Here is a 24,270-nt window from a genome sequence, read left to right as displayed (position 1 = left end):
GGGGCCGGCCCCCGTATCAGGTAGGACCGGGACGGATGTAGAGCTTGGGTTAGAGCTGTTCGGTTTCGGCGTAATCCTGGGTGTCTTCCAGGTCGTAGCCGGCATCGCTGTTCCAGGTACCGGTGGCGACGTCGTAACCGGCAACCTCGGACGGATCGAACGTGGCGGGTGAGTCCTTGAGCGAGAGACCGAGCTGGTGCAGCTTGATCTTCACCTCGTCGATGGACTTCTGGCCGAAGTTACGGATGTCCAGCAGATCGGACTCCGTGCGGGCGACGAGCTCGCCCACCGTGTGCACACCCTCGCGCTTGAGGCAGTTGTACGACCGGACGGTCAGGTCCAGATCGTCGATGGGCAGCGCGAACGACGCGATGTGGTCGGCCTCGGCGGGCGAGGGGCCGATCTCGATGTGCTCGGAATCGGCATTGAGTTCCCGTGCCAGACCGAACAATTCCACGAGCGTGCCACCCGCAGACGCCAGGGCGTCGCGCGGGCTGATCGAGTTCTTGGTCTCGACGTCGATGACCAGCTTGTCGAAGTCGGTGCGCTGCTCGACCCGGGTGGCCTCCACCTTGTACGTCACCTTGAGCACCGGCGAGTAGATGGAATCGACCGGGATACGGCCGATCTCGGCACCGGAGGCCTTGTTCTGGACGGCGGGGACGTAGCCGCGGCCGCGCTCGACGACGAGCTCGACCTCCAGCTTGCCCTTGTCGTTCAGGGTGGCGATGTGCATGTCGGGGTTGTGCACCGTGACACCGGCCGGCGGCACGATGTCACCGGCGGTGACCGCACCGGGGCCCTGCTTGCGCAGGTACATGGTGACGGGCTCGTCCTCTTCGGAGGACACGACCAGACCCTTGAGGTTCAGGATGATGTCGGTGACGTCTTCCTTGACCCCGGGCACGGTGGTGAACTCGTGCAGAACACCGTCGATGCGGATGCTGGTGACCGCTGCGCCCGGGATGGACGACAGCAGGGTGCGCCGCAGCGAGTTACCCAGGGTGTAGCCGAAGCCGGGTTCCAGCGGTTCGATGACGAACTGCGAACGGTTCTCGGCAACGACCTCTTCGGCCAGGGTGGGACGCTGAGAAATCAGCATTTCTTTTCTCCTTCTCGGCAACCGCTATTTGATGCCGTCGGGTGATCCATGACCCGGTTGGGCCAGGACGGGTGTTACTTCGAGTAGAGCTCGACGATCAGCTGCTCGTTGAGCGGGATGTCGATCTGCGCGCGCTCGGGCAGCTGGTGCACGAGGATGCGCTGACGCTCGCCGACAACCTGCAGCCAGCCCGGGATCGGGCGCTCGCCGGCGGTCTGCCGGGAGACCTCGAAGGGCAGGGTGTTGATCGACTTGTCCTTGATGTCGATGATGTCGTACTGCGACACCCGGTAGCTGGGGATGTCGACCTTGACACCGTTGACGGTGAAGTGGCCGTGGCTGACCAGCTGACGCGCCATGCGACGGGTCCGGGCCAGGCCCGCGCGGTACACCACGTTGTCCAGCCGGCTCTCGAGGATGCGCAGCAGGTTGTCACCGGTCTTACCCGGCAGCCGCACGGCCTCTTCGTAGTAGCGACGGAACTGCTTCTCCATCACGCCGTAGGAGAAGCGAGCCTTCTGCTTCTCCTGCAGCTGCTGGCGGTATTCGCTCTCCTTGATCCGCGCGCGGCCGTGCTGGCCGGGCGGGTAGGGGCGCTTCTCGAACGACTGATCACCGCCGACGAGGTCGACGCCGAGACGGCGCGACTTGCGGGTGGCGGGTCCGGTATAACGAGCCATTTTTTAGTCCCTCTCCCCTAGACCCGGCGCCGCTTGGGCGGACGGCAGCCGTTGTGCGGCTGCGGGGTGACGTCGGAAATCGCGCCGACTTCGAGTCCGGCGGCCTGCAGCGAACGGATGGCGGTCTCGCGACCGGAACCCGGTCCCTTGACGAACACGTCGACCTTCTTCACGCCGTGTTCCTGCGCCTTGCGGGCAGCGTTCTCGGCGGCCAGCTGCGCGGCGAACGGGGTCGACTTACGCGAACCCTTGAAGCCGACGTGACCCGAGGACGCCCAGGCGATGACGTTGCCCTGGGGATCGGTGATGGACACGATGGTGTTGTTGAACGTGCTCTTGATGTGAGCAGCGCCGTGGGGAACGTTCTTCTTTTCCCGGCGGCGGGTGGTCTTGCCACGACGGGCAGCTGCACCGCCTGCGGCTTTCTTAGCTGGAGGCATGTGCTGTTACCTGGCCTTCTTCTTGCCGGCGATGGTGCGCTTGGGGCCCTTGCGGGTGCGCGCATTGGTCTTGGTCCGCTGACCGCGCACCGGCAGGCCACGGCGGTGCCGCAGGCCCTGGTAGCAGCCGATCTCGATCTTGCGGCGGATGTCAGCCTGCACCTCGCGGCGCAGATCGCCCTCGACCTTGAGGTTGCCCTCGATGTAGTCGCGGAGCAGGGTCACCTGGTCATCAGTCAGGTCCTTGGAGCGCTGGTCCCGGTCGATACCGGTGGCAGCCAGGATCTCCTGGGAGCGGGTACGGCCGATGCCGTAGATGTAGGTCAGCGCGATCTCCATGCGCTTGTCGCGCGGGAGGTCAACGCCCATGAGACGTGCCATCAGGCAGTGTTCCTTTTCGTTGCGGAGGTCTGTTCCCAGTCCGTTCCCCTCACGGGGTCCGGCCTCCGTGCCGGACGTGGTCGAGGGCCGTATGCCCTCAGTGGTACTGGGAGGTCTGCATTCAGTTGTGGGTGGTGCTCAGCCGAACGGCGGAGGGGTTCAGCCCTGACGCTGCTTGTGGCGCGGATCAGAGCAGATGACCATGACCCGCCCATGCCGGCGGATCACCCTGCACTTGTCGCAGATCGGCTTGACGCTCGGGTTCACCTTCACGGCAGTAACGATCCTGTCTTGTCTAAATGGGGATGTGAGTGTCGGACTGTTTACTTGTAGCGGTACACAATGCGGCCACGGGACAGGTCGTAGGGAGAGAGCTCCACCACGACGCGGTCCTCGGGCAGGATGCGGATGTAGTGCTGCCGCATCTTGCCGCTGATGTGCGCGAGCACCTTGTGTCCGTTCTCCAGCTCAATGCGGAACATCGCATTGGGCAGAGGCTCGACCACGCGGCCCTCGACCTCGATGGCACCGTCTTTCTTGGCCATACGCTTCGGCGATCCTTGCTTGTTCGGTTTCGTATCTACTGCGTCCGACTCGGCGCAGCAATCGTTGCCGACTACACAACGTGGACCGGAAGTGAGACATTCCTGAAGTTCGGCAGATGAATCTGCAGAACGAGCACGCAAAGAGTCGGCGCGGTTGCCGCACCGTTGGTCCACGATACCCGTTCGGCGGCCATGCTCCAAAAACAGCCGTTCGTGGTCCGGCTCGAGCGTCAACCAGCAACGACGCCGGGATGCGAAGATCATCTCGACAGCCGTGCCGCCACGACCATTCTGCCGGAGGGGGTCGAAGTGACAGCCGTGTACGTGGCCGCGTTCGCGGTGGGCGCAATCGCGCTGCTCGTGACCCTGCTGCTCGGCGACTCCGGAGGCGGTGGTCATGACGTGGGCCATGACGGGCTGCCATTCCTGAGCCTGACGAGCCTGTCCGCGGCGATCCTCGGGGTGGGCACCGGCGGACTGCTGAGTACCTGGGCGGGACTGGGTGCTCTCGGGGCCGGTTTCGTGGCCCTGGGCAGCGGGGTGGTGCTCGTGCTGATCTTGCAGGGCGCGCTGATGCCCTATCTACGGCGTCAGCAGTCGAACTCCCAGCGCGGCCGGGTGTCCTACATCGGCCTGCTGGGCACCGTCACCCTCGAGATCCCGCCCGACGGTTGGGGTGAGGTGGCGTTCGCCGACCCCGACGGCAACCGGGTCCGGGCCCGCGCGGTCACCGCCGAGCCCTCGGCCCTGAGCAAGTCCACCCGCATCTACATCGCCGATGTCGATGCCGATTACGTCCACGTCGTCGCGGTTCCGGAAGACCCAGCAATTCCCGATCTGGAAGGCACACCCTGATGTCTCTGCTCGTGATCATCATCGTCGCGGCCGTCGCGGCCGTCCTGCTGCTCGTCGTCGTACCGCTCATCTACGTCAAGAACTACATCAAGGTCCCGCCCAACGAGGTCGCCGTCTTCACCGGTCGCGGTGCACCCAAGGTGGTGCGCGGCGGGGCCCGGTTCCGGGTTCCCGGAATCGAGCGCGTCGACATCATGAGCCTCGAGCCGTTCAACGTCAGCATCAACCTGCAGAACGCGCTGTCCAACGACGGCGTCCCCGTCAACGTCGAGGCCGTCGGCCTGGTCCGCATCGGTTCGGCGGACGAAGCGGTACAGACTGCGGTGCAACGCTTCCTGACCTCGGATCTGGATGCCCTGCAGAATCAGATCAACGACATCCTGGCCGGCAGCCTGCGCGGTATCACCGCGACGATGACGGTCGAGGACCTCAACTCCAACCGTGACACCCTGGCGCGCAGCGTGGTCGAGGAGGCCGGTGCCGATCTCGCGCGGATCGGTATGGAGGTCGACGTCATCAAGATCGCCGGCATCTCGGACAAGAACGGCTACCTCGAATCGCTGGGCCAGCGGCGCATCGCCGAGGTCAAGCGCGATGCCGCGGTGGGCACCGCCGAGGCCGAGCGCGACGCCCAGATCCGGTCGGCGAAAGCCCGCCAGGAGGGCGCTGTCGCGCAGGCCGAGGCCGATACCGCGATCGCCACCGCCAACCAGCGCCGCGATGTGGAACTCGCCCGGCTGCGGGCCCAGACCGAAGCCGAGAACGCCGAGGCCGACCAGGCGGGCCCGCTGGCCAACGCCCGCGCGCAGAAGGACGTGGGCATCGCGACCGAGCAGGCCGAGGCGGCCCGCGTGCAGGCCCGCATCGAGGTGGAGCAGCGGCGCGCCGAACAGGCCCGGGCGGCGCTGCAGGCCGACGTCATCGCCCCGGCGGAAGCGCAGCGGCAGGCCGACATCGCCCGCGCCGAGGGGCAGCGGCAGGCCACCATCCTGGCCGGGCAGGCCGAGGCCGACGCGCGCAAGGCCGCCGCCGAGGCGTTCCGGGTGGAACGCCAGGCCGAGGCCGACGGCATCCAGGCCAGGCTCGTGGCCGAAGCCGCCGGCAAGAAGGAGATCGCCGCCGCGCTGAACACCTACTCCCCCGAGGCCGCCCGGCTGCAGACCCTGCCCGATGTGCTGCAGTCGGTGGTCAAGGCCACCGAAGCGGCCGCCATGCCGCTCGCGGAGATCGAGCGGCTCTCGATCATCGGCGGCCCGTCCGACGCCCAGGACGCGGTCGGAGGACTGCTGGGGGTGAGCCCGCTGGCGGTGGCCAAGATCGTCGAGAGCCTGCGGGCGTCGGGGATCGATCTGGCGCAGCTATTGAACCGGCCGGAGCCTGCGCCGCCGATCACCAACGGGCAGCCCGTTTCGCCCACCGAGTAACACCTGCGGTCGGGCGCCGGATGTCACCCGCCCGGCGCATACTTACAGGCGATGTCCGGATCAGAGTCACAGACCCGTAAACCCGTCATCCTGAGCGTCGACGACGACCCTGCGGTTTCGCGCGCCGTCGCTCGGGATCTCCGCCGTCACTACGGCGAACATTTCAGGATCGTCCGCGCCGAATCCGGCCCCGATGCCCTGGAGACCCTCAACGAACTGAAGCTGCGCGGTGAGACGGTGGCGGTGTACGTCGCCGACTACCGCATGCCGCAGATGAGCGGTATCGAGTTCCTCGAAGCCGCCATGGACATCTTCCCGATGGCCCGGCGCGTGCTGCTGACCGCATACGCCGACACCCACGCGGCCATCGACGCCATCAATGTCGTCGATCTGGACCACTACCTGCTCAAGCCGTGGGATCCGCCGGAGGAGAAGCTGTACCCGGTGATCGACGCGCTGATCGAGGCGTGGCGCACCACCGGCGAGCACGCCATTCCGCACACCAAGATCATCGGCCACCCGTGGAATGCCCGCTCCAATGAGGTGCGCGAGTTCCTGGCTCGAAACCGCTTGTACTACACCTGGTTTCGCGCCGACGAGCCCAAGGGCAAACAGCTGCTGGAGGCCGCCCATCTCGATGAGCTGACGCTGCCGGTGGTGATCACCGAACAGGGCGAGACGCTGGTGGATCCCACCGACGCCGAACTGGGCGCCACCCTCGGACTGACCACCACTCCGGCCGACGACTTCTACGACCTCGTGGTGATCGGCGGCGGCCCGGCCGGCCTGGCGGCCGCGGTGTACGGCGCCTCCGAAGGCCTCAAGACGGTGCTCATCGAGCGCACCGCCACCGGCGGCCAGGCCGGACAGAGCTCGCGGATCGAGAACTACCTCGGGTTCCCCGACGGGTTGTCGGGGTCTCAGCTCGCCGAGCGGGCGCGCCGCCAGGCCGAGAAATTCGAGGCCGAGCTGATCACCGCCGCCGAGGTGACGGGCCTGGACGTCGACGGTTCGGCCCGCACGGTCCGGCTGTCCGACGGGCGCTCCATCGGCGCCCGGTCGGTGATCCTGGCGATGGGTGTGGAGTACCGCCAGCTGCCGGCCGAAGGATGCGCGGGGCTCACCGGGGCCGGGGTCTACTACGGCGCCACCGCGTCGGTGGCCTCGGACTGCGACGACGACGAGGTGTACGTCATCGGCGGCGCCAACTCCGCCGGGCAGGCCGCCATGTACCTGTCGCGCACGGCGAAGTCGGTGACCATCGTCAGCCGGCGCACGCTCGAGGACTCGATGTCGTACTACCTGATCCAGCAGATCCGGGCCAACGACAAGATCAAGGAGATGCCCAACACCGTGGTGCACGCGGTGAAGGGCAACGGCCACCTCGAGGGAATCTGCCTGGAGAACCGGGAAACCGGTGAGCGCGAGGACTTCAAGTGCGGGCGCATGTTCATCTTCATCGGCGCCGAGCCGCGTACCGACTGGCTCGACGGTGTGGTGGTGCGCGACGACCACGGCTTCATCTTGGCCGGACCGGATCTTCGTGACATCTCCGGGTGGACGCTGGACCGCCCGCCGCACCATCTGGAGACCAGCGTGCCGGGGGTGTTCGTCGCCGGAGACGTGCGCGCCGAATCCGCCAAACGGGTGGCCGCCGCCGTCGGCGAAGGGTCCATGGCGGTGATGCTGGTGCACCGGTATCTGGCCGAAGCCTGACGGGAGCGGGGGTGTTGTCAGACCGGTGTGACATCGACGAGCTCCGCGGGCTGTTCATCTTCGAAGGACTGACCGACCACCAGCTGACCCGTCTGTGCGCCGATGCCGAGGTCCTGACACTGCCGCCGGGGCTGCTCTGCCGTGAGGGCGACCCGGCGGCGGTGTTCTACGTTCTGCTCGACGGTGAGATCGCGCTGTCCAAGCGATCCGGTGACCGCGATATCGACATGTGGCGGGCCTCGCAGCCCGGGTCCTATTGCGGTGCGTGGGCGGCGTTCCTGCTCGATGAGGCCGACACCTACGACAACACCGCCACGCTGACCAAACCGTCGCGCATGCTGGCCATCCCCGCGACGGCGTTCGGGACGTTCCTGCGCACCGAATTCCCCATGGCCAGCCACCTGCTGATCGCCCATTCCGACGGCCGGTCCTACCAGACCCGCATTCTCAACACCCATGACCGGCTGGTGCAGCTCGGGCAGCTGACCGCCGGGCTGACCCATGAGCTCAACAACCCGGCCGCCGCGGCTGCCCGTGCCGCCGACGAGCTCCGGGCTCAGGTGGCAGAACTGCGGCATCAGCGCGCCGAACTGCCCGATCTCGTCGAGCTGCAGGACCGGGTGGCCGAGCTGGCGGCTAAGCCCAGCACGCTGTCGGCGGTACAGAAGTCCGATCTCGAGGACGCCGTCGGCCAGTGGCTCGATGACCATGACGTGCCCGACGCGTGGGAACTGGCCAGCAGCTTCGCCGAAGCCGGACTGGACATCGACTGGATGGAACGGGTGGCCGCGGCGCCGTGCGCCGCTACCCCGGACCAGCTGAACTCGGTGCTGCGGCGGCTGCGCTCCGTCGTCGAGACCGAGCTGCTGCTCACCGAGCTGACAGACGCCACGCGGCGCATCTCCGGACTCGTCGACTACGCCAAGCAGTACTCGCAGGTGGACCGTGCGCCGTTCGACCTCAGCGATGTCCACGAGCAGCTGGAGAGCACCCTGACCATGCTGGCGCACCGGCTGGTGCCCTCCGTCACCGTCGAACGCGATTTCGGCGCGGGTATCCCGCTGCTGCCGTGTCATCCCGCCGAGCTCAACCAGGTGTGGACCAATCTGATCGACAACGCGCTCGACGCCCTCGCCGGGGCGCCTGCCGGGGTGCTGACCCTGCGCACCCGCCGCGACGGCGATTCGGTGCGCGTCGAAATCCGCGATTCCGGTCGCGGTATCCCCGCCGAACTGCTCACCCGTGTTTTCGACCCGTACTTCACCACCAAGCGGTTCGGTGAGGGCACCGGTCTGGGGCTCGACACCGCGACACGCATCGTCGACGGGCACCACGGAAATCTGTGGGCGGAATCAAAACCGGGTGACACTTGTTTCACGGTGTTGCTGCCGCTGACCGTCGCACCGGATGCTCCCGCTCCGGATTTCTCGCCGCGACCGGTTCCACCGGTGAACGTGACCGCGCCCGACACCGACGTGTTTAGGAAGGAAGCCTGATGGGCGAGCAATGCCTGGCCGAGGAGCTGCGCACGTTGTTCCTGTTCGAGCACCTCACCGATGAGCAGCTCGACATGCTGTGCGGGCACGGCCATATCGAGACCTTCCCGGCCGGTCCCCTGCATTCCGAGGGTGACCCGGCGACGTGTTTCTACGTGCTGATCGACGGCGAGTTGGTGATGACGAAGCGCTCCGGCGGCGTCGACATCGAAACCGGCCGCACCTCGCAGCGCGGCGTGTACTGCGGCGCGTGGTCGGCCTACATCCCTGGCGAGGAACACGTCTATCAGGCTTCGGTGCGGCTGACCCGCCCGTCGCGGATGTTCGTGCTCGACGCCGAAGCGTTCGCGAAGTTCATGCAGTCGCAGTTCCCCATGGCCGTGCATCTGCTCGAAGGGCACATGGTCGGCACCGCGCGGGCCCGCTCGATCCTGGATCAACGCGAGAAGCTGCTCGCACTGGGCACCATCACCGCCGGCCTGACCCATCAGCTCAACAATCCGGCGGCGGCCACCGCCCGTGCCGTCGCCGACCTGCGTGAAGGTGTCGGCCACATGCGGCACAAGCTGGCGATGGTGGCCGAGGCGAGATTCACTCCCGAGGCGCTGCGGATGCTGGTCACCATCCAGGATCAGGTGGCCGAGCAGGTGGCCAAGAGCAAGGACCTCGAACTGTCGGCGCTGGAAACCTCCGACCGGGAGGATCAGATCGGCGACTGGCTCGACGACCACGGCATCGCCAGCGCCTGGGAGTACGCCCCGACGTTCGTCGAGGCCGGTCTGGACACCGACTGGCTGGAGCGGGTCTCGGCCCTGGTGGACGACGCCGACGCCTCGGCGTCGCTGCAGAGCGCGATCGGGTGGCTGAAGTACACCATCGACAACGAGCTGCGGATGAACGAGATCGCCGAGGCGAGCAAGCGCATCTCGGCGCTGCTGGCCGGAGCCAAGCAGTACTCGCAGATGGACCGCGGCGCCTACCAGAGCGCCGACATCCACGAGCTGCTGCGCAGCACCATGATGATGTTCGGCGACAAGATCGGGATGGCGGGCAAAGGCAAGCCCATCACTCTGGTCAAGGAGTGGGACGCCAGCCTGCCGGAGATCCTCTGCTATCCGGGCGATCTCAATCAGGTGTGGACCAACATCATCGACAACGCCATCCAGGCGATGGACGGCCACGGCACGTTGACCGTGCGGACCAGCCGCGAGAGTGACGGTCTGGTGCGCATCGAGATCTGCGATGACGGCCCCGGTATCCCCGAGGACATCATCGAGCGGATCTTCACCCCGTTCTTCACCACCAAACCGGTGGGCCAGGGCACCGGCCTGGGACTGGATCTGGCGTGGCGCGTCGTGGTCGAGAAGCATCGCGGCAACCTGTCGGTGCAGTCCAAGCCCGGTGACACCCGGTTCATCGTGTGCCTGCCGTTGCAGGCCCCGGCGCCGGAGTCGTCGACGCCCGCTGAACTCACCGTGAGCGAAACGGAATAGTCACCGACGTCACACAGGTTGTCCGTGCCATGACCAAACCTGATCTCGGCACGTACGGCGTTTTCGGCCACCATTCGCTGTGGCAGCAGTTCAGTCCGGAGCAGCTCCGGGAGATCGAGAGCCTGGGCTACGGCGCCCTCTGGGCCGGCGGTTCCCCGGCCGCTGAGTTGGAGTGGGTCGACCCGATTCTGGGTGCCACGGAGAAGCTGCAGGTCGCGACAGGCATCGTCAACATCTGGACGGCAGATCCCGGTCGCACCGCCGAGTCCTTCCACCGCATCGAGGCGGCCTACCCGGGCCGGTTCCTGCTCGGCATCGGCGTCGGTCACCCCGAAGCGCAGTCCGAGTACAAGAAGCCCTACGACGCGCTCACCGAGTATCTCGACACGCTCGACCAGCACGGCGTCCCGAAGGATCGCCGGGTGGTGGCCGCCCTGGGACCGCAGGTGCTGAAGTTGTCGGCGCGCCGCAGCGCCGGTGCCCACCCCTACCTGACCACCCCGGAACACAGCGCGCAGGCGCGTGAATTGATCGGGCCGGACGCGTTGCTGGCTCCCGAGCACAAGGTGGTGCTGACCACCGATGCGGAACAGGCGCGTGCCGTCGGGCGCAAGGCGCTGGAGGTCTACCTCAATCTCGCGAACTACCTGAACAACTGGAAACGACTCGGATTCAGTGATGCGGATGTGGCGAAACCGGGTAGTGACTCTTTGGTCGACGCCGTGATCGCCTACGGCGAGGTCGACGCCATCGCGGCCAGGCTGAAAGCGCATCTGGACGCCGGCGCCGACCATGTGCCCGTCCAGGTGCTGACCTCACCTGACAAGCTGATACCAGCACTGGCTGAGCTGGCCGGCCCGCTGGGCCTGAACTGAATACCTGTTACCGAGCCGAACTGGGAGCCCATACATGACTGACGCTGTTTCGCTGAAGCCCGACCTCGGCCGGTTCGGGGTGTGGACCGGCGGACCGGTCACCCCGGAGCAGGCGCAAGAGATCGAGAAGCTGGGGTACGGCGCCGTGTGGGTCGGGGCGTCCCCGCCCGCGGATCTCGCTTTCGTCGAACCCATCCTCGAGGCGACGTCCACGCTGCAGATCGCCACCGGCATCGTCAACATCTGGAATGCCGACGCCGAGACGGTCGCCGAGTCGTATCACCGCATCGAGAAGGCCTTCCCGGGCCGGTTCCTGCTCGGCGTCGGCGTCGGGCACCCCGAGCACACCCAGGAGTACACCAAGCCGTATACCGCGCTGGTCGAATACCTGGATGCGCTGGACGCCAAGACGGTGCCCACCAGCAGGCGGGTGATTGCCGCGTTGGGGCCGAAGGTGTTGGAGCTGGCCAAGAACCGCAGCGCCGGTGCGCATCCGTACCTGACCACGCCGGAGCACACCGCGCAGGCCCGCGAGCAGGTGGGCAACAGCGTGTTCATCGCCCCGGAGCACAAGGTGGTGCTGACCACCGATGCCGACAAGGCCCGCGAGCTCGGCCGCAAGACGGTCGGGTTCTATCTCGATCTGAGCAACTACGTCAACAACTGGCGTCGGCTGGGTTTCACCTCTGACGATGTGGAACAGCCGGGCAGTGACAAGCTGATCGACGCGGTGGTCGCCTACGGCTCCCCGGAGGCCATCGCCGCGCGCCTGAAGGAGCACCTGGACGCCGGCGCCGATCATGTGGCCATTCAGGTGCTGGGCAGCAAGGACGAGCTGGTGCCCGCGCTGACCGAGCTCGCCGGACCCCTGGGGCTCAGCGGGTAGCGTCAACGGCATGCGGTTGCTCGTCACCGGTGGCGCCGGCTTCATCGGCGCCAACTTCGTTCACGCGGCGGTGCGCGACTACCCCGGCGACACGGTGACGGTGCTCGACGCCCTCACCTACGCCGGGACGCGCGAATCGCTGCGCCCGGTGGCGGGCGACGTGCGACTGGTGGAAGGTGACATCGCCGACGCCGCCCTGGTGAACGGGTTGGTCGCCGAGTCCGACGCCGTGGTGCATTTCGCCGCCGAGACCCATGTCGACAACTCGCTGGCCGATCCGGAGCCGTTTTTGCGGGCGAACGTGATCGGGACGTTCACCCTTCTGGAGGCAGTGCGGCGGCATGGGGTGCGGTTACATCACGTCTCGACCGACGAGGTGTACGGCGATCTCGCGCTCGACAGTCCGCAGCGGTTCACCGAGCACACGCCGTACAACCCGTCGAGTCCGTACTCGTCGACCAAAGCGGCTTCGGACATGCTGGTCCGCGCCTGGGTGCGGTCCTACGGGATACGCGCCACGATTTCGAACTGCTCCAACAACTTCGGGCCCTACCAGCATGTGGAGAAGTTCATTCCCCGGCAGATCACCAACATCCTCACCGGTCGCCGGCCCAAGTTGTACGGCGCCGGGGCGAATGTGCGGGACTGGATTCACGTCGGCGACCACAACGACGCGGTGCGCCGGATCCTGGAGTCCGGTTCCCCTGGCCGGACCTACCTGATCGGCGCGGACTGTGAGCGTTCCAATCTGGTGGTGATGCGGGAGATCCTGACGCTGATGGGCCGCGACGCCGACGACTTCGATCACGTCACCGACCGCGCCGGCCACGATCTGCGTTATGCCATCGATCCGGCGTCGGTGCGCGAGCTCGGCTGGAAGCCCCGGCACGCCGACTTCCGTGACGCCCTGCGCGCGACCATCGAGTGGTACCGCACCAACGAAGACTGGTGGGGTCCCCTCAAGGAGGGCGTCGAAGCCGGCTATCTGAAACGTGGTCAGTGACATGAGCTTTCATGAACTTCGGGTGCCCGGCGCCTGGGAGATCGTCCCCCGGCTGTTTCACGACGAGCGCGGCTCGTTCTTCGAGTGGTTCACCGATCGGGAGTTCATCGAGGCCACCGGGCACCGGTTCGACCTTAGGCAGGCCAACTGCTCGACGTCGTCGGCCGGCGTGCTGCGTGGGTTGCACTTCGCGGCACTGCCACCGAGCCAGGCGAAGTACGTGACCTGTGTGCGCGGTGCGGTGTTCGACGTGGTGGTCGACATCCGGGTGGGCTCCCCCACGTTCGGACTGTGGGACGCCGTGATCCTCGACGACCGCGAGCATCGCTCGGTGTACATCTCGGAGGGCTTGGCGCACGGTTTCCTTGCGTTGCACGATGATTCGACCGTGATGTACCTGTGCTCCGCGGAGTACGCCCCGGATCGGGAACACACGATCTCCCCCACCGACGAGTCGTTGGGCATCGAGTGGCCCGCGACGGTGTTCGGCCCGGAGGTGGTGCTTTCCGACCGCGACCGCGATGCCCCCACGTTGGAGCAGGCCCTCGAAGCCGGGACCCTCCCGACCTGGGATGCGGCCCGGGAGTTCGTCGACGAACTGCGCGCCCGACTCCAGGCTTGACTGACCGCGCGAGCGCGCGTGTTTGTACGCGACACGCGCAGCGTGGGCGTACAAACACGCGCGCTCGCGCTCAGGGGGACGGGACCAGCTCCAGATCGTCCGGCTTCCAGGACCCGTCGAATGCCGGGCCGTCGGGACCGTAGATGCGGAAGTAGGCGAACCAGCCGGACCCGGGAATCGTCTTGATCCAGCGGCCCTCGGCCTCCGCGGGCGGCTCGGGACCGAAGTGCAGCACCACCGAATCCCCCTCGAGCCCGGACAGCTCGAACAACGACCGCAGCGCCGCCTTGCCCTGATCGGTCTGGATCTGACTGCGCGTGGTGGCGTCGTAGACGGTCACCGACCAGAACAGCTTCGCCGGCACCGGCAGCGGCACGGTCAAGGTGTAGGTATTGCCGCCGTCGAGGTAGGCGCCGGTGCGGTCGGACAACGCCAACCAGTACAGCGATCCGGCACCGGCGTCGCGGCGGAACATCGCCGGAGAGGTGGCGATCGCCTGGAAGAACCACTTGTCCAGCGCATAGGTGTCGCGGTAGCCGGCGGTGTCGAAGGTACCGTTCTCCGACCGCAGCGCCACCCATTCCCATTGCCGGTCGGCCCACACCAGCCGCGCCGGGGTGCGATCAGCGAAGGACTCCACCCGCATCTGCAGATTCGCCGTCTGTGCGGCCAGCTCCAGGATGCGGGTCAGCCGCTCGTCGGGTTCGAACGGCTGGCCCTTGACGATGCCGAGCGCGGCCAGCTCGCCGTATTGGGCCCGGCTGTCCTCGAGCACGGGTTCCTCATCGACGATGCGGTGCACTGATTTCCAGAACTCGATGCTGGTCTCGATGGCCAACGGCGTGGTGTCCTGCCCACCTTCGGACATGTCCACCCACGTCGGCTCCTCCCAATCGTCCGGGCGCTCCAGGGGGTGGACCTTGACCGTCGTGACCCGCTCCAATGCGGCTCTGGCGTCACCGTCGACCGGAATGGAACGCACCGCGGCCACCACCCGGAAGGCTTCGGACCTTCCCACGTGGTAGCCCTCCGGCACGTCCCCGTCGTAGCCGGGCGGCAAGATCAGGTGCTTGCCGCCGGCGCCGCCGTCGGGTCCGGGCAGCCCGAAGTCGAGGATCCAGCGTTGATGGATGTCGATGACGGCGCCGACGAAGGACCCTTCGGGCACCTCGACCACCAGCGGGCCGGCATGCAGGTCCAGCAGCAGTGCGCCGTACGGGGTGTCCGAGTTCAGTGTGAAGCCGACGTGGCGTGGCTGGGTGTCGAGGTAGCCGAAGGTCTTGTTGGGCTGCACCCCCGCGGCCGCGGTGCCGTCGAAGATGGCCGCACCGGACACCGAGCGGTAGAAGTACCGGTACATCTGGACGGCCCGGTTGAGGTCGACTGCCTCGTAGGCGAGCTGGACGGTGTCGGGCAGTGGGTAGCCACCGCGCAGCGGCTCAGACGACTCTGGGTTTGCGGTCATCGCCGAAACTCCCTTCCCGGTCTGTGCTGACAGTAACTCCGCGCAGTGGCCGGGAAGGCCATTCGGGCTGGGTGTCGGCGTGGAAGCTGGAGCCTCTTGCGCCTGGCGTCAGCGATTACTAGGATATGCAAGTATCTTCTGGATCCGCATCGCGGGCGGATACCCGCGCCACTTCTCGATCTTGGGACTACTGATGACGACACAAATTCCGCACTTCATCGACGGCAAGCGCTCCACGTTGAACTCTTCGCGCACCGCCGATGTCCTCAACCCGAGCACCGGCCAGGTGCAGGCACAGGTGCTGCTGGCCTCGAAAGCCGACGTCGACACGGCAGTGGCGTCCGCGGTCGAAGCGCAGAAGGAATGGGCCGCGTGGAACCCGCAGCGGCGCGCGCGGGTGATGATGAAGTTCATTCAACTCGTCAACGAGCACATAGAAGAATTAGCGGAACTGCTCTCCATCGAGCACGGCAAGACCGTCGCCGATTCCAAGGGCGACATCCAGCGCGGCGTCGAGGTCATCGAGTTCGCCATCGGCATCCCCCACCTGCTCAAGGGTGAGTTCACCGAGGGCGCGGGCTCGGGTATCGACGTCTACTCGATCCGTCAGCCGCTGGGTGTGGTCGCCGGGATCACCCCGTTCAACTTCCCGGCGATGATCCCGCTGTGGAAGGCCGGTCCGGCGTTGGCCTGCGGAAACGCGTTCATTCTCAAGCCTTCTGAGCGCGACCCCTCGGTCCCGGTCCGACTGGCCGAGCTGTTCCTGGAAGCCGGCCTGCCCGCCGGGGTTTTCCAGGTGGTCCAGGGGGACAAGGAAGCGGTCGACGCCATCCTCACCCACCCCGACATCCAGGCCGTCGGGTTCGTCGGCAGCTCGGATATCGCGCAGTACATCTACTCGACCGCCGCGGCCCACGGCAAGCGTTCGCAGTGCTTCGGCGGTGCGAAGAACCACATGATCATCATGCCCGACGCCGATCTGGACCAGGCCGTCGACGCGTTGATCGGCGCCGGTTACGGCAGCGCCGGTGAGCGGTGCATGGCGATCAGCGTCGCCGTCCCGGTGGGCGAGGAAACCGCAAACCGGTTGCGCGGCAGGCTGGTTGAGCGCATCAACCAGCTGCGGGTGGGCCACAGCCTGGATCCCAAGGCCGACTACGGGCCGCTGGTCACCGGCGCCGCACTGGAACGGGTGCGCAACTACATCGGCCAGGGCGTCGAGGCCGGCGCCGATCTGGTGGTCGACGGCCGCGAACGTGCCACCGACGAGCTGACGTTCGACGATCAGGACCTGTCGAAGGGCTTCTTCATCGGCCCCACCCTGTTCGATCACGTCACCCCCGACATGTCGATCTACACCGACGAGATCTTCGGCCCGGTGCTGTGCATCGTGCGCGCCGCCGACTACGACGAGGCCTTGAGCCTGCCCTCCAAGCACGAGTACGGCAACGGCGTGGCGATCTTCACGCGCGACGGTGATGCCGCCCGCGACTTCGTGTCGAAGGTCCAGGTGGGCATGGTGGGTGTCAACGTGCCGATCCCGGTTCCGGTGGCCTATCACACCTTCGGCGGCTGGAAGCGGTCCGGCTTCGGTGATCTCAACCAGCACGGCCCGGCGTCGATCCAGTTCTACACCAAGGTCAAGACCGTCACCGAGCGGTGGCCGTCCGGCATCAAAGATGGCGCCGAGTTCGTCATCCCGACGATGAAATAGGCAGGGCCATGCAGTTATTCGGCCTCGACGACGACGAGCGCGTCATCACCGAGACGGCGGCGGCGTTCGCGGCCAAACGGCTGGCTCCGCACGCCCTGGACTGGGATGCGGCCAAACACTTTCCGGTCGAGGAGCTGCGGGCCGCCGCCGAGTTGGGAATGGCGGCGGTGTACTGCAGCGAGGACGTCGGCGGGAGCGGGCTGCGCCGATTGGACGCGGTGCGGATCTTCGAGCAGCTCGCTGCCGCTGATCCCACCGTGGCGGCGTTCCTGTCGATCCACAACATGTGCGCCTGGATGATCGACACCTACGGCACCCGGGAACAGCGCAAGAACTGGGTGCCCAAGCTCGCGTCCATGGAGGCCATCGCGTCCTACTGCCTCACCGAACCGGGTGCCGGGTCCGACGCCGCCGCACTGCGCACCCGCGCGGTGCGCTGTTCTGATGCGACTGGTGACCATTACGTCCTCGACGGGGTGAAGCAGTTCATCTCCGGGGCAGGCAGCTCGGATGTGTACGTGGTGATGGCCCGTACCGGCAACGAGGGACCACGGGGCATCTCGGCGTTTGTCGTCGAAAAGGACACTCCCGGACTCAGTTTCGGGCCCGACGAGATCAAGATGGGCTGGAACGCCCAACCCACCGCCCAGGTGATCTTCGAAGGTGTGCGGGTTCCGGCCGACGCGCTGCTCGGTGGTCCCGAAGGTGAGGGTGCCGGGTTCGGTATCGCGATGAACGGTCTCAACGGCGGCCGGATCAACATCGCAGCCTGCTCACTCGGTGGTGCGCAGACCGCCTATGAGAAGGCGGCCGCCTACGTCCGCGACCGCGAGGCCTTCGGTGGGTCGCTGCTCGATGAGCCCACCATTCGCTTCACGCTCGCGGATATGGCCACCGCGTTGCAGACATCACGAATCCTGTTGTGGCAGGCGGCTTCTGCACTCGATGCCGGCGCGCCCGACAAAGTGGAGCTGTGTGCGATGGCCAAACGCTACGTCACCGACACCTGCTACGACGTCGCCGACAAGGCCTTGCAGCTGCACGGCGGTTACGGCTACTTGAAGGAATACGGGCTGGAGAAGATCGTCCGCGATCTGCGAGTGCATCGCATCCTCGAAGGCACCAATGAAATCATGCGTGTGGTGATCGGCCGCGCCGAAGCCGCCCGCGCCCGCGCCGCCGTCTGAAGGGACAACAATGACGACAATCGCATTCCTCGGCCTGGGCAACATGGGCGGTCCGATGGCTGCCAACCTGGTGGCAGCCGGGCACACCGTGCGCGCCTTCGACCTGGTGCCCGCGCTGCGCGAGGCAGTGGAAGCCAAGGGTGCCACCGCATTCGACAGTGGCGCCGAGGCCGTCGCCGAGGCCGAGGTGGTGATCACCTCGCTGCCCAACGGGGCCATCGTCAAGGCGTGCTACGCCGAGGCGCTGCCCGCCGCCAAGCCCGGCACGCTGTTCATCGACACCTCCACCATCTCGGTGGCCGATGCCCGTGACATCAACGCCCAGGCAGTAGAGGGGGGCTTTCTTCAGATCGACGCGCCCGTCTCCGGCGGTGTCAAAGGGGCCACGGCGGGCACGCTGGCGTTCATGGTCGGTGGCAGCGACGAAGCCGTCGAACGGGCCCGGCCGGTGCTCGATCCCATGGCAGGCAAGATCATTCACTGCGGCGACTCCGGCACCGGCCAGGCCGCCAAGCTGTGCAACAACATGGTGCTGGCCGTGCAACAGATCGCCATCGGTGAAGCGTTCGTGCTGGCCGAAAAGCTCGGCCTGTCGGATCAGGCGCTGTTCGACGTGATCACCGGCGCCACCGGCAACTGCTGGTCGGTGCACACGAATTGCCCGGTGCCGGGCCCGGTTCCGACGTCGCCGGCCAACAACGATTTCAAACCCGGCTTCGCCACCGCGCTGATGAACAAGGACCTCGGGCTCGCGATGGATGCGGTGTCCTCCACCGGTTCCAACGCGCCGCTGGGCACCCACGCCGCCGAGATCTACCAGAAGTTCAACGAGGAGCACGCCGCCGAGGACTTCAGCGCCGTCATCAATCTGCTGCGCTGACTCTCGCCAGGCCCCCGAGGCGCGCTAGAAGTCTCCGGCGCTGTGCCGCAACGTCTCGATGGACGCCACCAACCCACGCGACTGTTCGTCCGACATACCGATATCGGCGAACACCTTCTCGTTCAGGGTCATGGTGGCGTCCTCGACGGTCGAGCGGCCCAGGTCGGTGATCTCCACCAACGTGGTGCGGCCGTCGGTGGGATGTGGCAGCCGGCGCACCAGTCCGCTGGCCTCCAGCCGCCGGATCGCGTGCGTCACGCTGGTCACGTGAACCTGTAGGCGGTCGGACGCCTTCGTGATGGGGAGCGCGCCGGCCCGGCTGAACGCCAGTAGCCGGAGCAGTTCGAAACGCGAAAAGCTCAGATCGTATGGCCGCAGCGCATTCTCGACCCTGGCCAGCAGGATCTGGTGGGCGCGCATCACCGACGTCACCGCCACCATGCCGTCGGCGACGTCACCCCAGCCGGCGCGCTCCCAGTTGGCGCGCGCCTGGGCAATCGGATCGCGCTTGTCGCCGGACTCGGACATCCGACCATTCAAGCAAATTCGGGTCCCGGCTGGCACGACGGACACCACCAGGTGCGCCGCCGCTCAGGATCTCCTGCCACTTCGGCGCGCACCCGCACGGTGGTCGCACACCGTAGGCAGGGTCGCCCGGCCCGGCCCGCCACCCAGTGCTGCTCACGCTTGTGCCGCCTACCCGTGGTCACCTGCATGGCGCCCGGCACGGTGGCCGAATGCTGCAGTGCGCGTGCACCGAGATCCAGCAGTGCGGGCACGTCGACCTCGCGTACCGGAGTCCACGGGCTGTGCCCCCGCAGGAAGCACAGCTCGTTGGCCCAGAGGTTGCCGAAGCCTGCCACACAGCGCTGGTCGAGCAGGGCGGCCACGAGTGGGCGATCGGGTTCGGCGGTGATCCGGCGCGCGGCCTCGGCGGCGTCCCAGTCCTCGCGCAACGGATCCGGGCCCAGATGACCGATGACGTCGGCCTCGTCGCGGGTGCGCAACAGGTCCACGACGGGCAGCCGCACGCCGTAGGCGGCCGGGCCGTCGGTCCGCAGGATCACACGCACGTCGGGCATCACCGCACGGGGCAGCCACCGCCCGGCCGACGACACGGTCCAGGAACCCGACATGCGCAGATGGGTGTGCAGCGTCAGATCGCCCGAGAGCCGGGTCAACAGGTGCTTGCCATGTGTCACCTGGGCCAGCACCGTCCGCCCCGCGAGGTCGGCGGTCGCATGCGCGGGCACCCGCAACTCGCCGTGGGTCAGGGTGCGCCCACCCAGCGCGGTATCGAGCCGGCGGGCCAGCACGTAGACGGTGTCACCCTCGGGCACGGTGCTCAGTCAAACGTCTTCTCCAAGAGGACCTCGCCGGAATCCGCCGACACCACCTGCACGGCAGCGATCTCGTTTCTGCTCAGCGAAGTGCTGGCCTGCGGCAGGGCCGTCGCGCCTGTCACCGCCGTCCACGTCGCCAACCGGGTCTCCCTGCCGTCCCGACCCACGGTCACCATCGCCAACCGGTCGCCGTCGTCCTCTTCTTCGGGTTCGCCGGGCGTGTGGGTGTACGTGCACGCCATGGCGATATGCGTACCCCAATCGTGGTCGGTGAGCGTCATCGTCGCGGTGAACTCCGACGGCTCGACCGCCACGAGTTCCACGGATGCGGCGTTCGAGGCGGGCGCAGGCGAACTCGGCCACACCGCGACCACCAGAGCGATGGCCAGGAGCACTGCGGCCGCCGAGACCATCGACACGGCCCACCTCGACCGGCGCCGCCGCTGGGCCACCTTGGCCAGCACAGCGCCGAGCATCTCCGGCGGCATCTCGGGCGCCGGCGGCTCATCGGCCACCGAGTCACGGTCCAGCAGCGCGAGCAGCGCCGGCATGCCGCTGAGGTCGGTCACCGCCGACCGGCATGCCATACACCGGTGCAGATGCGCTTCGTACTCGCGGCGCTCGTCACTGGCCAACGAACCCAACACGTACGCGGCGTCCCACAGTGCGTACGGATCCCCCGGCGTCATCTCGTCACTCCCATTTCCTGCAGGGTCAGCCGCAGCGCGCGTACCGCGTAGTGCAGGCGCGATTTCACCGTGCCTTCGGCGATCTGCAGGTCCACAGCGATTTGCGCGGTCGTCCAGCCGAGGTAGTAGGACCGCCGGATCACCGCGCGGTGATCGGCGGACAGTTGGGCCATCGCGTCACCGATCAGCAGCCGGTCCAGGGCGGCGTTCACCTCGTCGGGCCCTGGGTCTTCGTGCTCGGCGCCGGCATCGGGTGATTCGTGCCGAAAGCGTGCGCTGCGGCGCTCGTCGATGATCATGTTCCGGGCGACGGTGAACAGCCAGGCCCGCGCGGGTCGTTCGGTGTGGCCGACGGCCTCGGGGTGCTCCCAGGCCCGCAGCAGGGTTTCCTGCACCACGTCTTCGGCGCGGGTGCGGTCCCCGGTCAGGCGCATGGCATATCGCCACAACGCAGCGGCGTGCTCGTCGTACAGCGAGCGCAGCAGTACGGTCTCCGGGTCGTCCATCAGGCAACCTCCCGATCGTTCCACGAAACGGGTGGCCAACTGGTTCAAGTGTGCGCGCAGCCGCGGGCGAACACACCGAGAACGCCCAATCGTGAGAGTGGGCGGCGGGGGTCAGAGCGTCAGGATGCGGGGGCCGTCATCGGTGACCGCGACGGTGTGCTCCCAGTGGGCGGCGCGCGAGCCGTCGGCGGTGATGACCGTCCACTCGTCTTCCAGGACTTTCGTGCGGGTGGAACCGAGGGTCAGCATCGGTTCGATGGCCAGCACCGATCCGGGTGCCAGGAACGGGCCCCGCCCGGGCGGCCCTTCGTTGGGCAGGAACGGGTCCATGTGCATCTGCCGTCCGATGCCGTGGCCGCCGTACCCGGCCACGATGCCGAACTTGCGACCGTATTTGGCCTCGGCGGCCTTCGTACCGCTCTCGATGGCGTGCGAGATGTCGCCCAGCTTGTTTCCCGGGACCATCGCCGCGATACCGGCCTCCATGGATTCCCGCGTCGCCGCCGAGAGGTTCTCGTCCGCCGGGATCAGCGGGCCGACACCGAAGGTGACGGCGGAGTCGCCGTGCCAGCCGTCGACGATGGCACCGCAATCGATCGAGACCAGGTCACCGGAGGCCAGTACATCAGCGGACGACGGGATGCCGTGCACCACCCGGTCGTTGACCGAGGAGCAGATGCTCGCCGGGTAGCCGTGGTAACCCAGGAAGGAGGGCACCCCGCCGCCGTCACGGATGACGGCCTCGGCGATGCGGTCCAGATCCAGTGTCGAAACCCCGGGTGCGGCGGCGTCGCGGACCGCTCGTAGCGCCTTGGCGACCAGCCCTCCGGCCAGCGCCATGGCGTCGAGCTCGCCAGGGCTGCGCTGCGGCACCACTTTGCGGCCGCGCAGTCCGGGGATGGAGACCATTACTTGCCGAGTGCCTGCAGCGCCCGGGCGAACACCTCGTCGAGCGAGCCGACGGCGTCGACGGTCTTGAGTTCGGCGCTGTAGTGGTCCAGCAGCGGGGCGGTCTCGTCGCGGTAGACCTTGAACCGGTTGCGGATGACGTCTTCGGTGTCGTCGGCGCGGCCGCGGCCCTTGAGGCGCTGCACCAGTTCCTCCTCGGGAACGCGGAACTCCACCACGGCGTCGAGCTTCAGCCCGCGCTTGGCGAGCATCTCTTCGAGTGCCTCGGCCTGCTCGACCGAGCGGGGGAAGCCGTCGAGAATGAAGCCTGCGGCGGCGTCCTCGTCGTCGAGCCGGTCGTCGACCAGCGCATTGGTGAGCGTCGCGGGTACCAGGTCGCCGGCGTCGAGGTATTTCTTGGCCTCGACCCCGAGTTCGGTGCCGGTGCTGATGTTGTGGCGGAACAGGTCACCCGTGGAGATCTGCGGGACTCCGAGCTTCTCGGCCAGCTTCACGGCTTGTGTGCCCTTGCCGGCGCCCGGCGGTCCGAGCAAAACGATTCTCAACTTGCCGAACCCTTCTGTCACTTGAGGAAGCCCTCGTAGTTGCGCTGCATGAGCTGGCTCTCGATCTGCTTCACGGTGTCCAGGCCGACGCCGATCATGATCAGCACCGCGGTGCCGCCGAAGGGCAGGTTCTGCACACCGCCGCCGCTGTTCCCGATGTCGAGGAACACGTTGGGCAGCACTGCGATGATGCCGAGGTAGACCGAGCCGGGCAGCGTGATCCTGCTCAGTACGTAACGCAGATAGTCCGCGGTGGGCTTACCCGGGCGGATGCCGGGGATGAAGCCACCGAATTTCTTCATCTCATCAGCGCGTTCGTCGGGGTTGAAGGTGATCGACACGTAGAAGTAGGTGAAGAACACGATCAGGCCGAAGTACACGGCGATGTAGATGGGGTCGGACGGGTTGGACAGGTAGTCGGCGACGAACTTGTCCCACCAGCCGGTGCCGGGGTTGGAGCTGCCGCTCTGGATCAACTGCGTGATCAGCTGCGGGATGTAGATCAACGACGAGGCGAAGATGACCGGGATGACGCCCGCCTGGTTGACCTTCAGCGGCAGGTAGGTCGAGGTGCCGCCATACATCTTGCGGCCCACCATGCGCTTGGCGTACTGCACCGGGATGCGGCGCTGGCCCTGCTCGACGAACACCACGCCGATGATGATGATCAGCGCCGCGACGCACACCAGCGCGAAGACCATGTTGCCGCGGCTGTCCAGGATGGCCTTGCCCTCGCCCGGGATGGCGGCGGCGATGCCGGCGAAGATCAGCAGCGACATGCCGTTGCCGATACCGCGCTCGGTGACCAGCTCGCCCATCCACATCACCAGCGCCGCGCCTGCGGTCATCACGATGACGATGACCACCAGGGTGAAGATGCTCTGGTCGTTGATGATGTCGAGCGCGCAGCCCTGCAGCAGGCCGCCGTTGGCCGCCAGCGCCACGATCGAGGTGGCCTGCAGAACCGCCAGCGCGATGGCCAGATACCGCGTGTACTGCGTCATCTTGGCCTGGCCGGACTGGCCTTCTTTACGGAGCTGTTCGAAGCGTGGGATCACGACGGTCAGCAGCTGCACGATGATGCTGGCGGTGATGTAGGGCATCACGCCGACGGCGAACACCGACAGCTGTAGCAGCGCGCCGCCGGAGAACAGGTTGATCAGCGAATAGATCTGACCTGATTCGCCACCGCTGACCTGCTCGATGCACTGCTGCACGTTGCCGTAGTTGACCCCGGGCGACGGCAGTGTTGCACCGACGCGATAGAGGATCACCATCGCCAGCGTGAACAGGATCTTCCGCCTCAGGTCGGCTGTCCGCAGCGATGAGATGAAAGCCGAGAGCACTCTTCCTCCTGGGCAGCCGGGCTCTATCGCGGCGTGCCGATGGGGCTGGCCGAACCAGCGTCGGGTAATCCTGTGTCATACGCCGAGAACCGGCAGGCCAGAGTGGGTAACCACAGCCAGCGGTCTTGCGCGTCAAATCAGTGTACGAGAGTAACAGCTGGGGCCCTC

At 66.9% G+C, this 24,270-nt stretch carries 26 protein-coding genes; 12 read left to right on the top strand and 14 right to left on the bottom strand.

The genetic code is table 11. The features are described 5' to 3' along the window. Positions 1-49: 49 nt before the first annotated feature. The 6 genes from AC3A6P_RS09065 to infA all read right to left on the bottom strand — a co-directional run bounded on the left by AC3A6P_RS09065 (position 50) and on the right by infA (position 3,148). A complete protein-coding gene (locus tag AC3A6P_RS09065; protein ID WP_487690918.1) occupies positions 50-1,102 on the bottom strand; it encodes a DNA-directed RNA polymerase subunit alpha in 1,053 nt (350 codons plus the stop codon). A 74-nt stretch (positions 1,103-1,176) separates the two neighbouring features. Continuing rightward, complete coding sequence (rpsD, locus tag AC3A6P_RS09060) at positions 1,177-1,782, bottom strand: 30S ribosomal protein S4 (protein ID WP_487690916.1); 606 nt, start codon at positions 1,780-1,782, stop codon at positions 1,177-1,179. A 17-nt stretch (positions 1,783-1,799) separates the two neighbouring features. After that, entirely contained in the window at positions 1,800-2,222 is a 423-nt protein-coding gene (gene rpsK, locus AC3A6P_RS09055; protein ID WP_487690915.1) for a 30S ribosomal protein S11, read from the bottom strand. A gap of 6 nt (positions 2,223-2,228) precedes the next feature. Further along, entirely contained in the window at positions 2,229-2,603 is a 375-nt protein-coding gene (rpsM, locus tag AC3A6P_RS09050) for a 30S ribosomal protein S13 (RefSeq protein WP_487690913.1), read from the bottom strand. Between the two features lie 159 nt (positions 2,604-2,762). After that, positions 2,763-2,876, bottom strand: coding sequence for a 50S ribosomal protein L36 (rpmJ, locus tag AC3A6P_RS09045; RefSeq protein ID WP_003879483.1), 114 nt, complete (start codon positions 2,874-2,876; stop codon positions 2,763-2,765). A gap of 50 nt (positions 2,877-2,926) precedes the next feature. Continuing rightward, the gene (infA, locus tag AC3A6P_RS09040; protein ID WP_003418601.1) at positions 2,927-3,148 is read right to left on the bottom strand and encodes a translation initiation factor IF-1; all 222 of its coding nucleotides are present in this window, start codon (positions 3,146-3,148) and stop codon (positions 2,927-2,929) included. A gap of 309 nt (positions 3,149-3,457) precedes the next feature. On the opposite strand from infA, the gene AC3A6P_RS09035 reads away from it, so the two are divergent. The 9 genes from AC3A6P_RS09035 to rfbC are packed head-to-tail and all read left to right on the top strand — an operon-like array spanning position 3,458 to position 13,518. Then, a complete protein-coding gene (locus AC3A6P_RS09035; RefSeq protein ID WP_487690911.1) occupies positions 3,458-4,003 on the top strand; it encodes an NfeD family membrane protein in 546 nt (181 codons plus the stop codon). Further along, positions 4,003-5,427, top strand: coding sequence for a flotillin family protein (locus AC3A6P_RS09030; protein WP_487690909.1), 1,425 nt, complete (start codon positions 4,003-4,005; stop codon positions 5,425-5,427). The genes AC3A6P_RS09035 and AC3A6P_RS09030 overlap by 1 nt, the downstream gene beginning before the upstream one ends. A gap of 51 nt (positions 5,428-5,478) precedes the next feature. Next, positions 5,479-7,143, top strand: coding sequence for an NAD(P)/FAD-dependent oxidoreductase (locus AC3A6P_RS09025; RefSeq protein ID WP_487690907.1), 1,665 nt, complete (start codon positions 5,479-5,481; stop codon positions 7,141-7,143). Between the two features lie 14 nt (positions 7,144-7,157). After that, positions 7,158-8,639 carry an ATP-binding protein gene (locus tag AC3A6P_RS09020; RefSeq protein ID WP_487691444.1) on the top strand — a complete coding sequence of 494 codons (1,482 nt, stop codon included), beginning with the start codon at positions 7,158-7,160 and terminating at the stop codon, positions 8,637-8,639. Beyond that, positions 8,639-10,132 (top strand): ATP-binding protein, encoded by a 1,494-nt coding sequence (locus tag AC3A6P_RS09015; protein WP_487690905.1) that lies wholly within the window; start codon positions 8,639-8,641, stop codon positions 10,130-10,132. The genes AC3A6P_RS09020 and AC3A6P_RS09015 overlap by 1 nt, the downstream gene beginning before the upstream one ends. 29 nt (positions 10,133-10,161) lie before the next feature. Next, a complete protein-coding gene (locus tag AC3A6P_RS09010) occupies positions 10,162-11,007 on the top strand; it encodes an LLM class F420-dependent oxidoreductase (RefSeq protein ID WP_487690903.1) in 846 nt (281 codons plus the stop codon). A gap of 34 nt (positions 11,008-11,041) precedes the next feature. Continuing rightward, positions 11,042-11,893: an LLM class F420-dependent oxidoreductase gene (locus AC3A6P_RS09005; protein WP_487690901.1), complete on the top strand. Its 852-nt coding sequence runs from the start codon at positions 11,042-11,044 to the stop codon at positions 11,891-11,893. A gap of 10 nt (positions 11,894-11,903) precedes the next feature. Next, positions 11,904-12,896 (top strand): dTDP-glucose 4,6-dehydratase, encoded by a 993-nt coding sequence (gene rfbB / locus AC3A6P_RS09000; RefSeq protein ID WP_487690899.1) that lies wholly within the window; start codon positions 11,904-11,906, stop codon positions 12,894-12,896. Position 12,897: 1 nt separating this feature from the next. Continuing rightward, the gene (rfbC, locus tag AC3A6P_RS08995; RefSeq protein ID WP_487690898.1) at positions 12,898-13,518 is read left to right on the top strand and encodes a dTDP-4-dehydrorhamnose 3,5-epimerase; all 621 of its coding nucleotides are present in this window, start codon (positions 12,898-12,900) and stop codon (positions 13,516-13,518) included. Between the two features lie 70 nt (positions 13,519-13,588). Here rfbC and AC3A6P_RS08990 read toward each other — a convergent pair whose 3' ends face one another. Continuing rightward, positions 13,589-14,983 carry a DUF1254 domain-containing protein gene (locus tag AC3A6P_RS08990; protein ID WP_487690897.1) on the bottom strand — a complete coding sequence of 465 codons (1,395 nt, stop codon included), beginning with the start codon at positions 14,981-14,983 and terminating at the stop codon, positions 13,589-13,591. 193 nt (positions 14,984-15,176) lie between these two features. Between AC3A6P_RS08990 and AC3A6P_RS08985 the strand changes: the two genes are divergently transcribed. Genes AC3A6P_RS08985 through mmsB form a run of 3 tightly spaced genes read left to right on the top strand, consistent with a single transcriptional unit; the run spans position 15,177 to position 18,764 of the window. Then, positions 15,177-16,697 carry a CoA-acylating methylmalonate-semialdehyde dehydrogenase gene (locus AC3A6P_RS08985; RefSeq protein WP_487690895.1) on the top strand — a complete coding sequence of 507 codons (1,521 nt, stop codon included), beginning with the start codon at positions 15,177-15,179 and terminating at the stop codon, positions 16,695-16,697. Positions 16,698-16,705: 8 nt separating this feature from the next. Continuing rightward, positions 16,706-17,884, top strand: a complete 1,179-nt coding sequence (locus AC3A6P_RS08980) for an acyl-CoA dehydrogenase family protein (RefSeq protein ID WP_487690894.1) — start codon at positions 16,706-16,708, stop codon at positions 17,882-17,884. Positions 17,885-17,894: 10 nt separating this feature from the next. Then, positions 17,895-18,764 carry a 3-hydroxyisobutyrate dehydrogenase gene (mmsB, locus tag AC3A6P_RS08975; protein WP_487690892.1) on the top strand — a complete coding sequence of 290 codons (870 nt, stop codon included), beginning with the start codon at positions 17,895-17,897 and terminating at the stop codon, positions 18,762-18,764. A gap of 24 nt (positions 18,765-18,788) precedes the next feature. Here the strand turns inward: mmsB and AC3A6P_RS08970 are convergent, their stop codons facing one another. From AC3A6P_RS08970 to secY, 7 genes are all read right to left on the bottom strand, one after another. Next, a complete protein-coding gene (locus AC3A6P_RS08970) occupies positions 18,789-19,292 on the bottom strand; it encodes a MarR family transcriptional regulator (protein WP_487690890.1) in 504 nt (167 codons plus the stop codon). Positions 19,293-19,300: 8 nt separating this feature from the next. Beyond that, entirely contained in the window at positions 19,301-20,104 is an 804-nt protein-coding gene (locus AC3A6P_RS08965; protein ID WP_487690889.1) for a DNA-formamidopyrimidine glycosylase family protein, read from the bottom strand. 5 nt (positions 20,105-20,109) lie between these two features. Then, complete coding sequence (locus AC3A6P_RS08960; protein WP_487690887.1) at positions 20,110-20,796, bottom strand: anti-sigma factor family protein; 687 nt, start codon at positions 20,794-20,796, stop codon at positions 20,110-20,112. Beyond that, entirely contained in the window at positions 20,793-21,302 is a 510-nt protein-coding gene (locus tag AC3A6P_RS08955; RefSeq protein WP_487690885.1) for a sigma-70 family RNA polymerase sigma factor, read from the bottom strand. The genes AC3A6P_RS08960 and AC3A6P_RS08955 overlap by 4 nt, the downstream gene beginning before the upstream one ends. A 111-nt stretch (positions 21,303-21,413) precedes the next feature. After that, on the bottom strand, positions 21,414-22,211 hold the full coding sequence (map, locus tag AC3A6P_RS08950) for a type I methionyl aminopeptidase (RefSeq protein ID WP_487690883.1): 798 nt from the start codon (positions 22,209-22,211) through the stop codon (positions 21,414-21,416). After that, positions 22,211-22,756, bottom strand: coding sequence for an adenylate kinase (locus AC3A6P_RS08945; protein ID WP_487690881.1), 546 nt, complete (start codon positions 22,754-22,756; stop codon positions 22,211-22,213). Before AC3A6P_RS08945 ends, map begins: the two co-directional genes overlap by 1 nt. Before the next feature lie 17 nt (positions 22,757-22,773). Then, positions 22,774-24,102, bottom strand: a complete 1,329-nt coding sequence (gene secY / locus AC3A6P_RS08940; protein ID WP_487690879.1) for a preprotein translocase subunit SecY — start codon at positions 24,100-24,102, stop codon at positions 22,774-22,776. Between the last annotated feature and the right edge of the window lie 168 nt (positions 24,103-24,270).

The sequence above is a fragment of the Mycobacterium sp. Soil_C_30 genome, assembly GCF_057656995.1.
This window is presented reverse-complemented; position numbering and strand designations above follow the sequence as displayed.

Coding starts and splice junctions, on each gene's coding strand:
- AC3A6P_RS09015 (WP_487690905.1), top strand. CDS start 8,639: ATGGGCGAGCAATGCCTGGCCGAGGAGCTGCGCACGTTGTTCCTGTTC.
- rpsM (WP_487690913.1), bottom strand. CDS start 2,603: ATGGCACGTCTCATGGGCGTTGACCTCCCGCGCGACAAGCGCATGGAG.
- AC3A6P_RS09010 (WP_487690903.1), top strand. CDS start 10,162: ATGACCAAACCTGATCTCGGCACGTACGGCGTTTTCGGCCACCATTCG.
- AC3A6P_RS09030 (WP_487690909.1), top strand. CDS start 4,003: ATGTCTCTGCTCGTGATCATCATCGTCGCGGCCGTCGCGGCCGTCCTG.
- rfbB (WP_487690899.1), top strand. CDS start 11,904: ATGCGGTTGCTCGTCACCGGTGGCGCCGGCTTCATCGGCGCCAACTTC.
- map (WP_487690883.1), bottom strand. CDS start 22,211: ATGGTCTCCATCCCCGGACTGCGCGGCCGCAAAGTGGTGCCGCAGCGC.
- AC3A6P_RS08955 (WP_487690885.1), bottom strand. CDS start 21,302: ATGGACGACCCGGAGACCGTACTGCTGCGCTCGCTGTACGACGAGCAC.
- AC3A6P_RS09065 (WP_487690918.1), bottom strand. CDS start 1,102: ATGCTGATTTCTCAGCGTCCCACCCTGGCCGAAGAGGTCGTTGCCGAG.
- rpsD (WP_487690916.1), bottom strand. CDS start 1,782: ATGGCTCGTTATACCGGACCCGCCACCCGCAAGTCGCGCCGTCTCGGC.
- AC3A6P_RS08980 (WP_487690894.1), top strand. CDS start 16,706: ATGCAGTTATTCGGCCTCGACGACGACGAGCGCGTCATCACCGAGACG.
- rfbC (WP_487690898.1), top strand. CDS start 12,898: ATGAGCTTTCATGAACTTCGGGTGCCCGGCGCCTGGGAGATCGTCCCC.
- AC3A6P_RS08990 (WP_487690897.1), bottom strand. CDS start 14,983: ATGACCGCAAACCCAGAGTCGTCTGAGCCGCTGCGCGGTGGCTACCCA.
- AC3A6P_RS08960 (WP_487690887.1), bottom strand. CDS start 20,796: ATGACGCCGGGGGATCCGTACGCACTGTGGGACGCCGCGTACGTGTTG.
- mmsB (WP_487690892.1), top strand. CDS start 17,895: ATGACGACAATCGCATTCCTCGGCCTGGGCAACATGGGCGGTCCGATG.
- rpsK (WP_487690915.1), bottom strand. CDS start 2,222: ATGCCTCCAGCTAAGAAAGCCGCAGGCGGTGCAGCTGCCCGTCGTGGC.
- AC3A6P_RS09025 (WP_487690907.1), top strand. CDS start 5,479: ATGTCCGGATCAGAGTCACAGACCCGTAAACCCGTCATCCTGAGCGTC.
- AC3A6P_RS08970 (WP_487690890.1), bottom strand. CDS start 19,292: ATGTCCGAGTCCGGCGACAAGCGCGATCCGATTGCCCAGGCGCGCGCC.
- infA (WP_003418601.1), bottom strand. CDS start 3,148: ATGGCCAAGAAAGACGGTGCCATCGAGGTCGAGGGCCGCGTGGTCGAG.
- AC3A6P_RS08985 (WP_487690895.1), top strand. CDS start 15,177: ATGACGACACAAATTCCGCACTTCATCGACGGCAAGCGCTCCACGTTG.
- AC3A6P_RS09005 (WP_487690901.1), top strand. CDS start 11,042: ATGACTGACGCTGTTTCGCTGAAGCCCGACCTCGGCCGGTTCGGGGTG.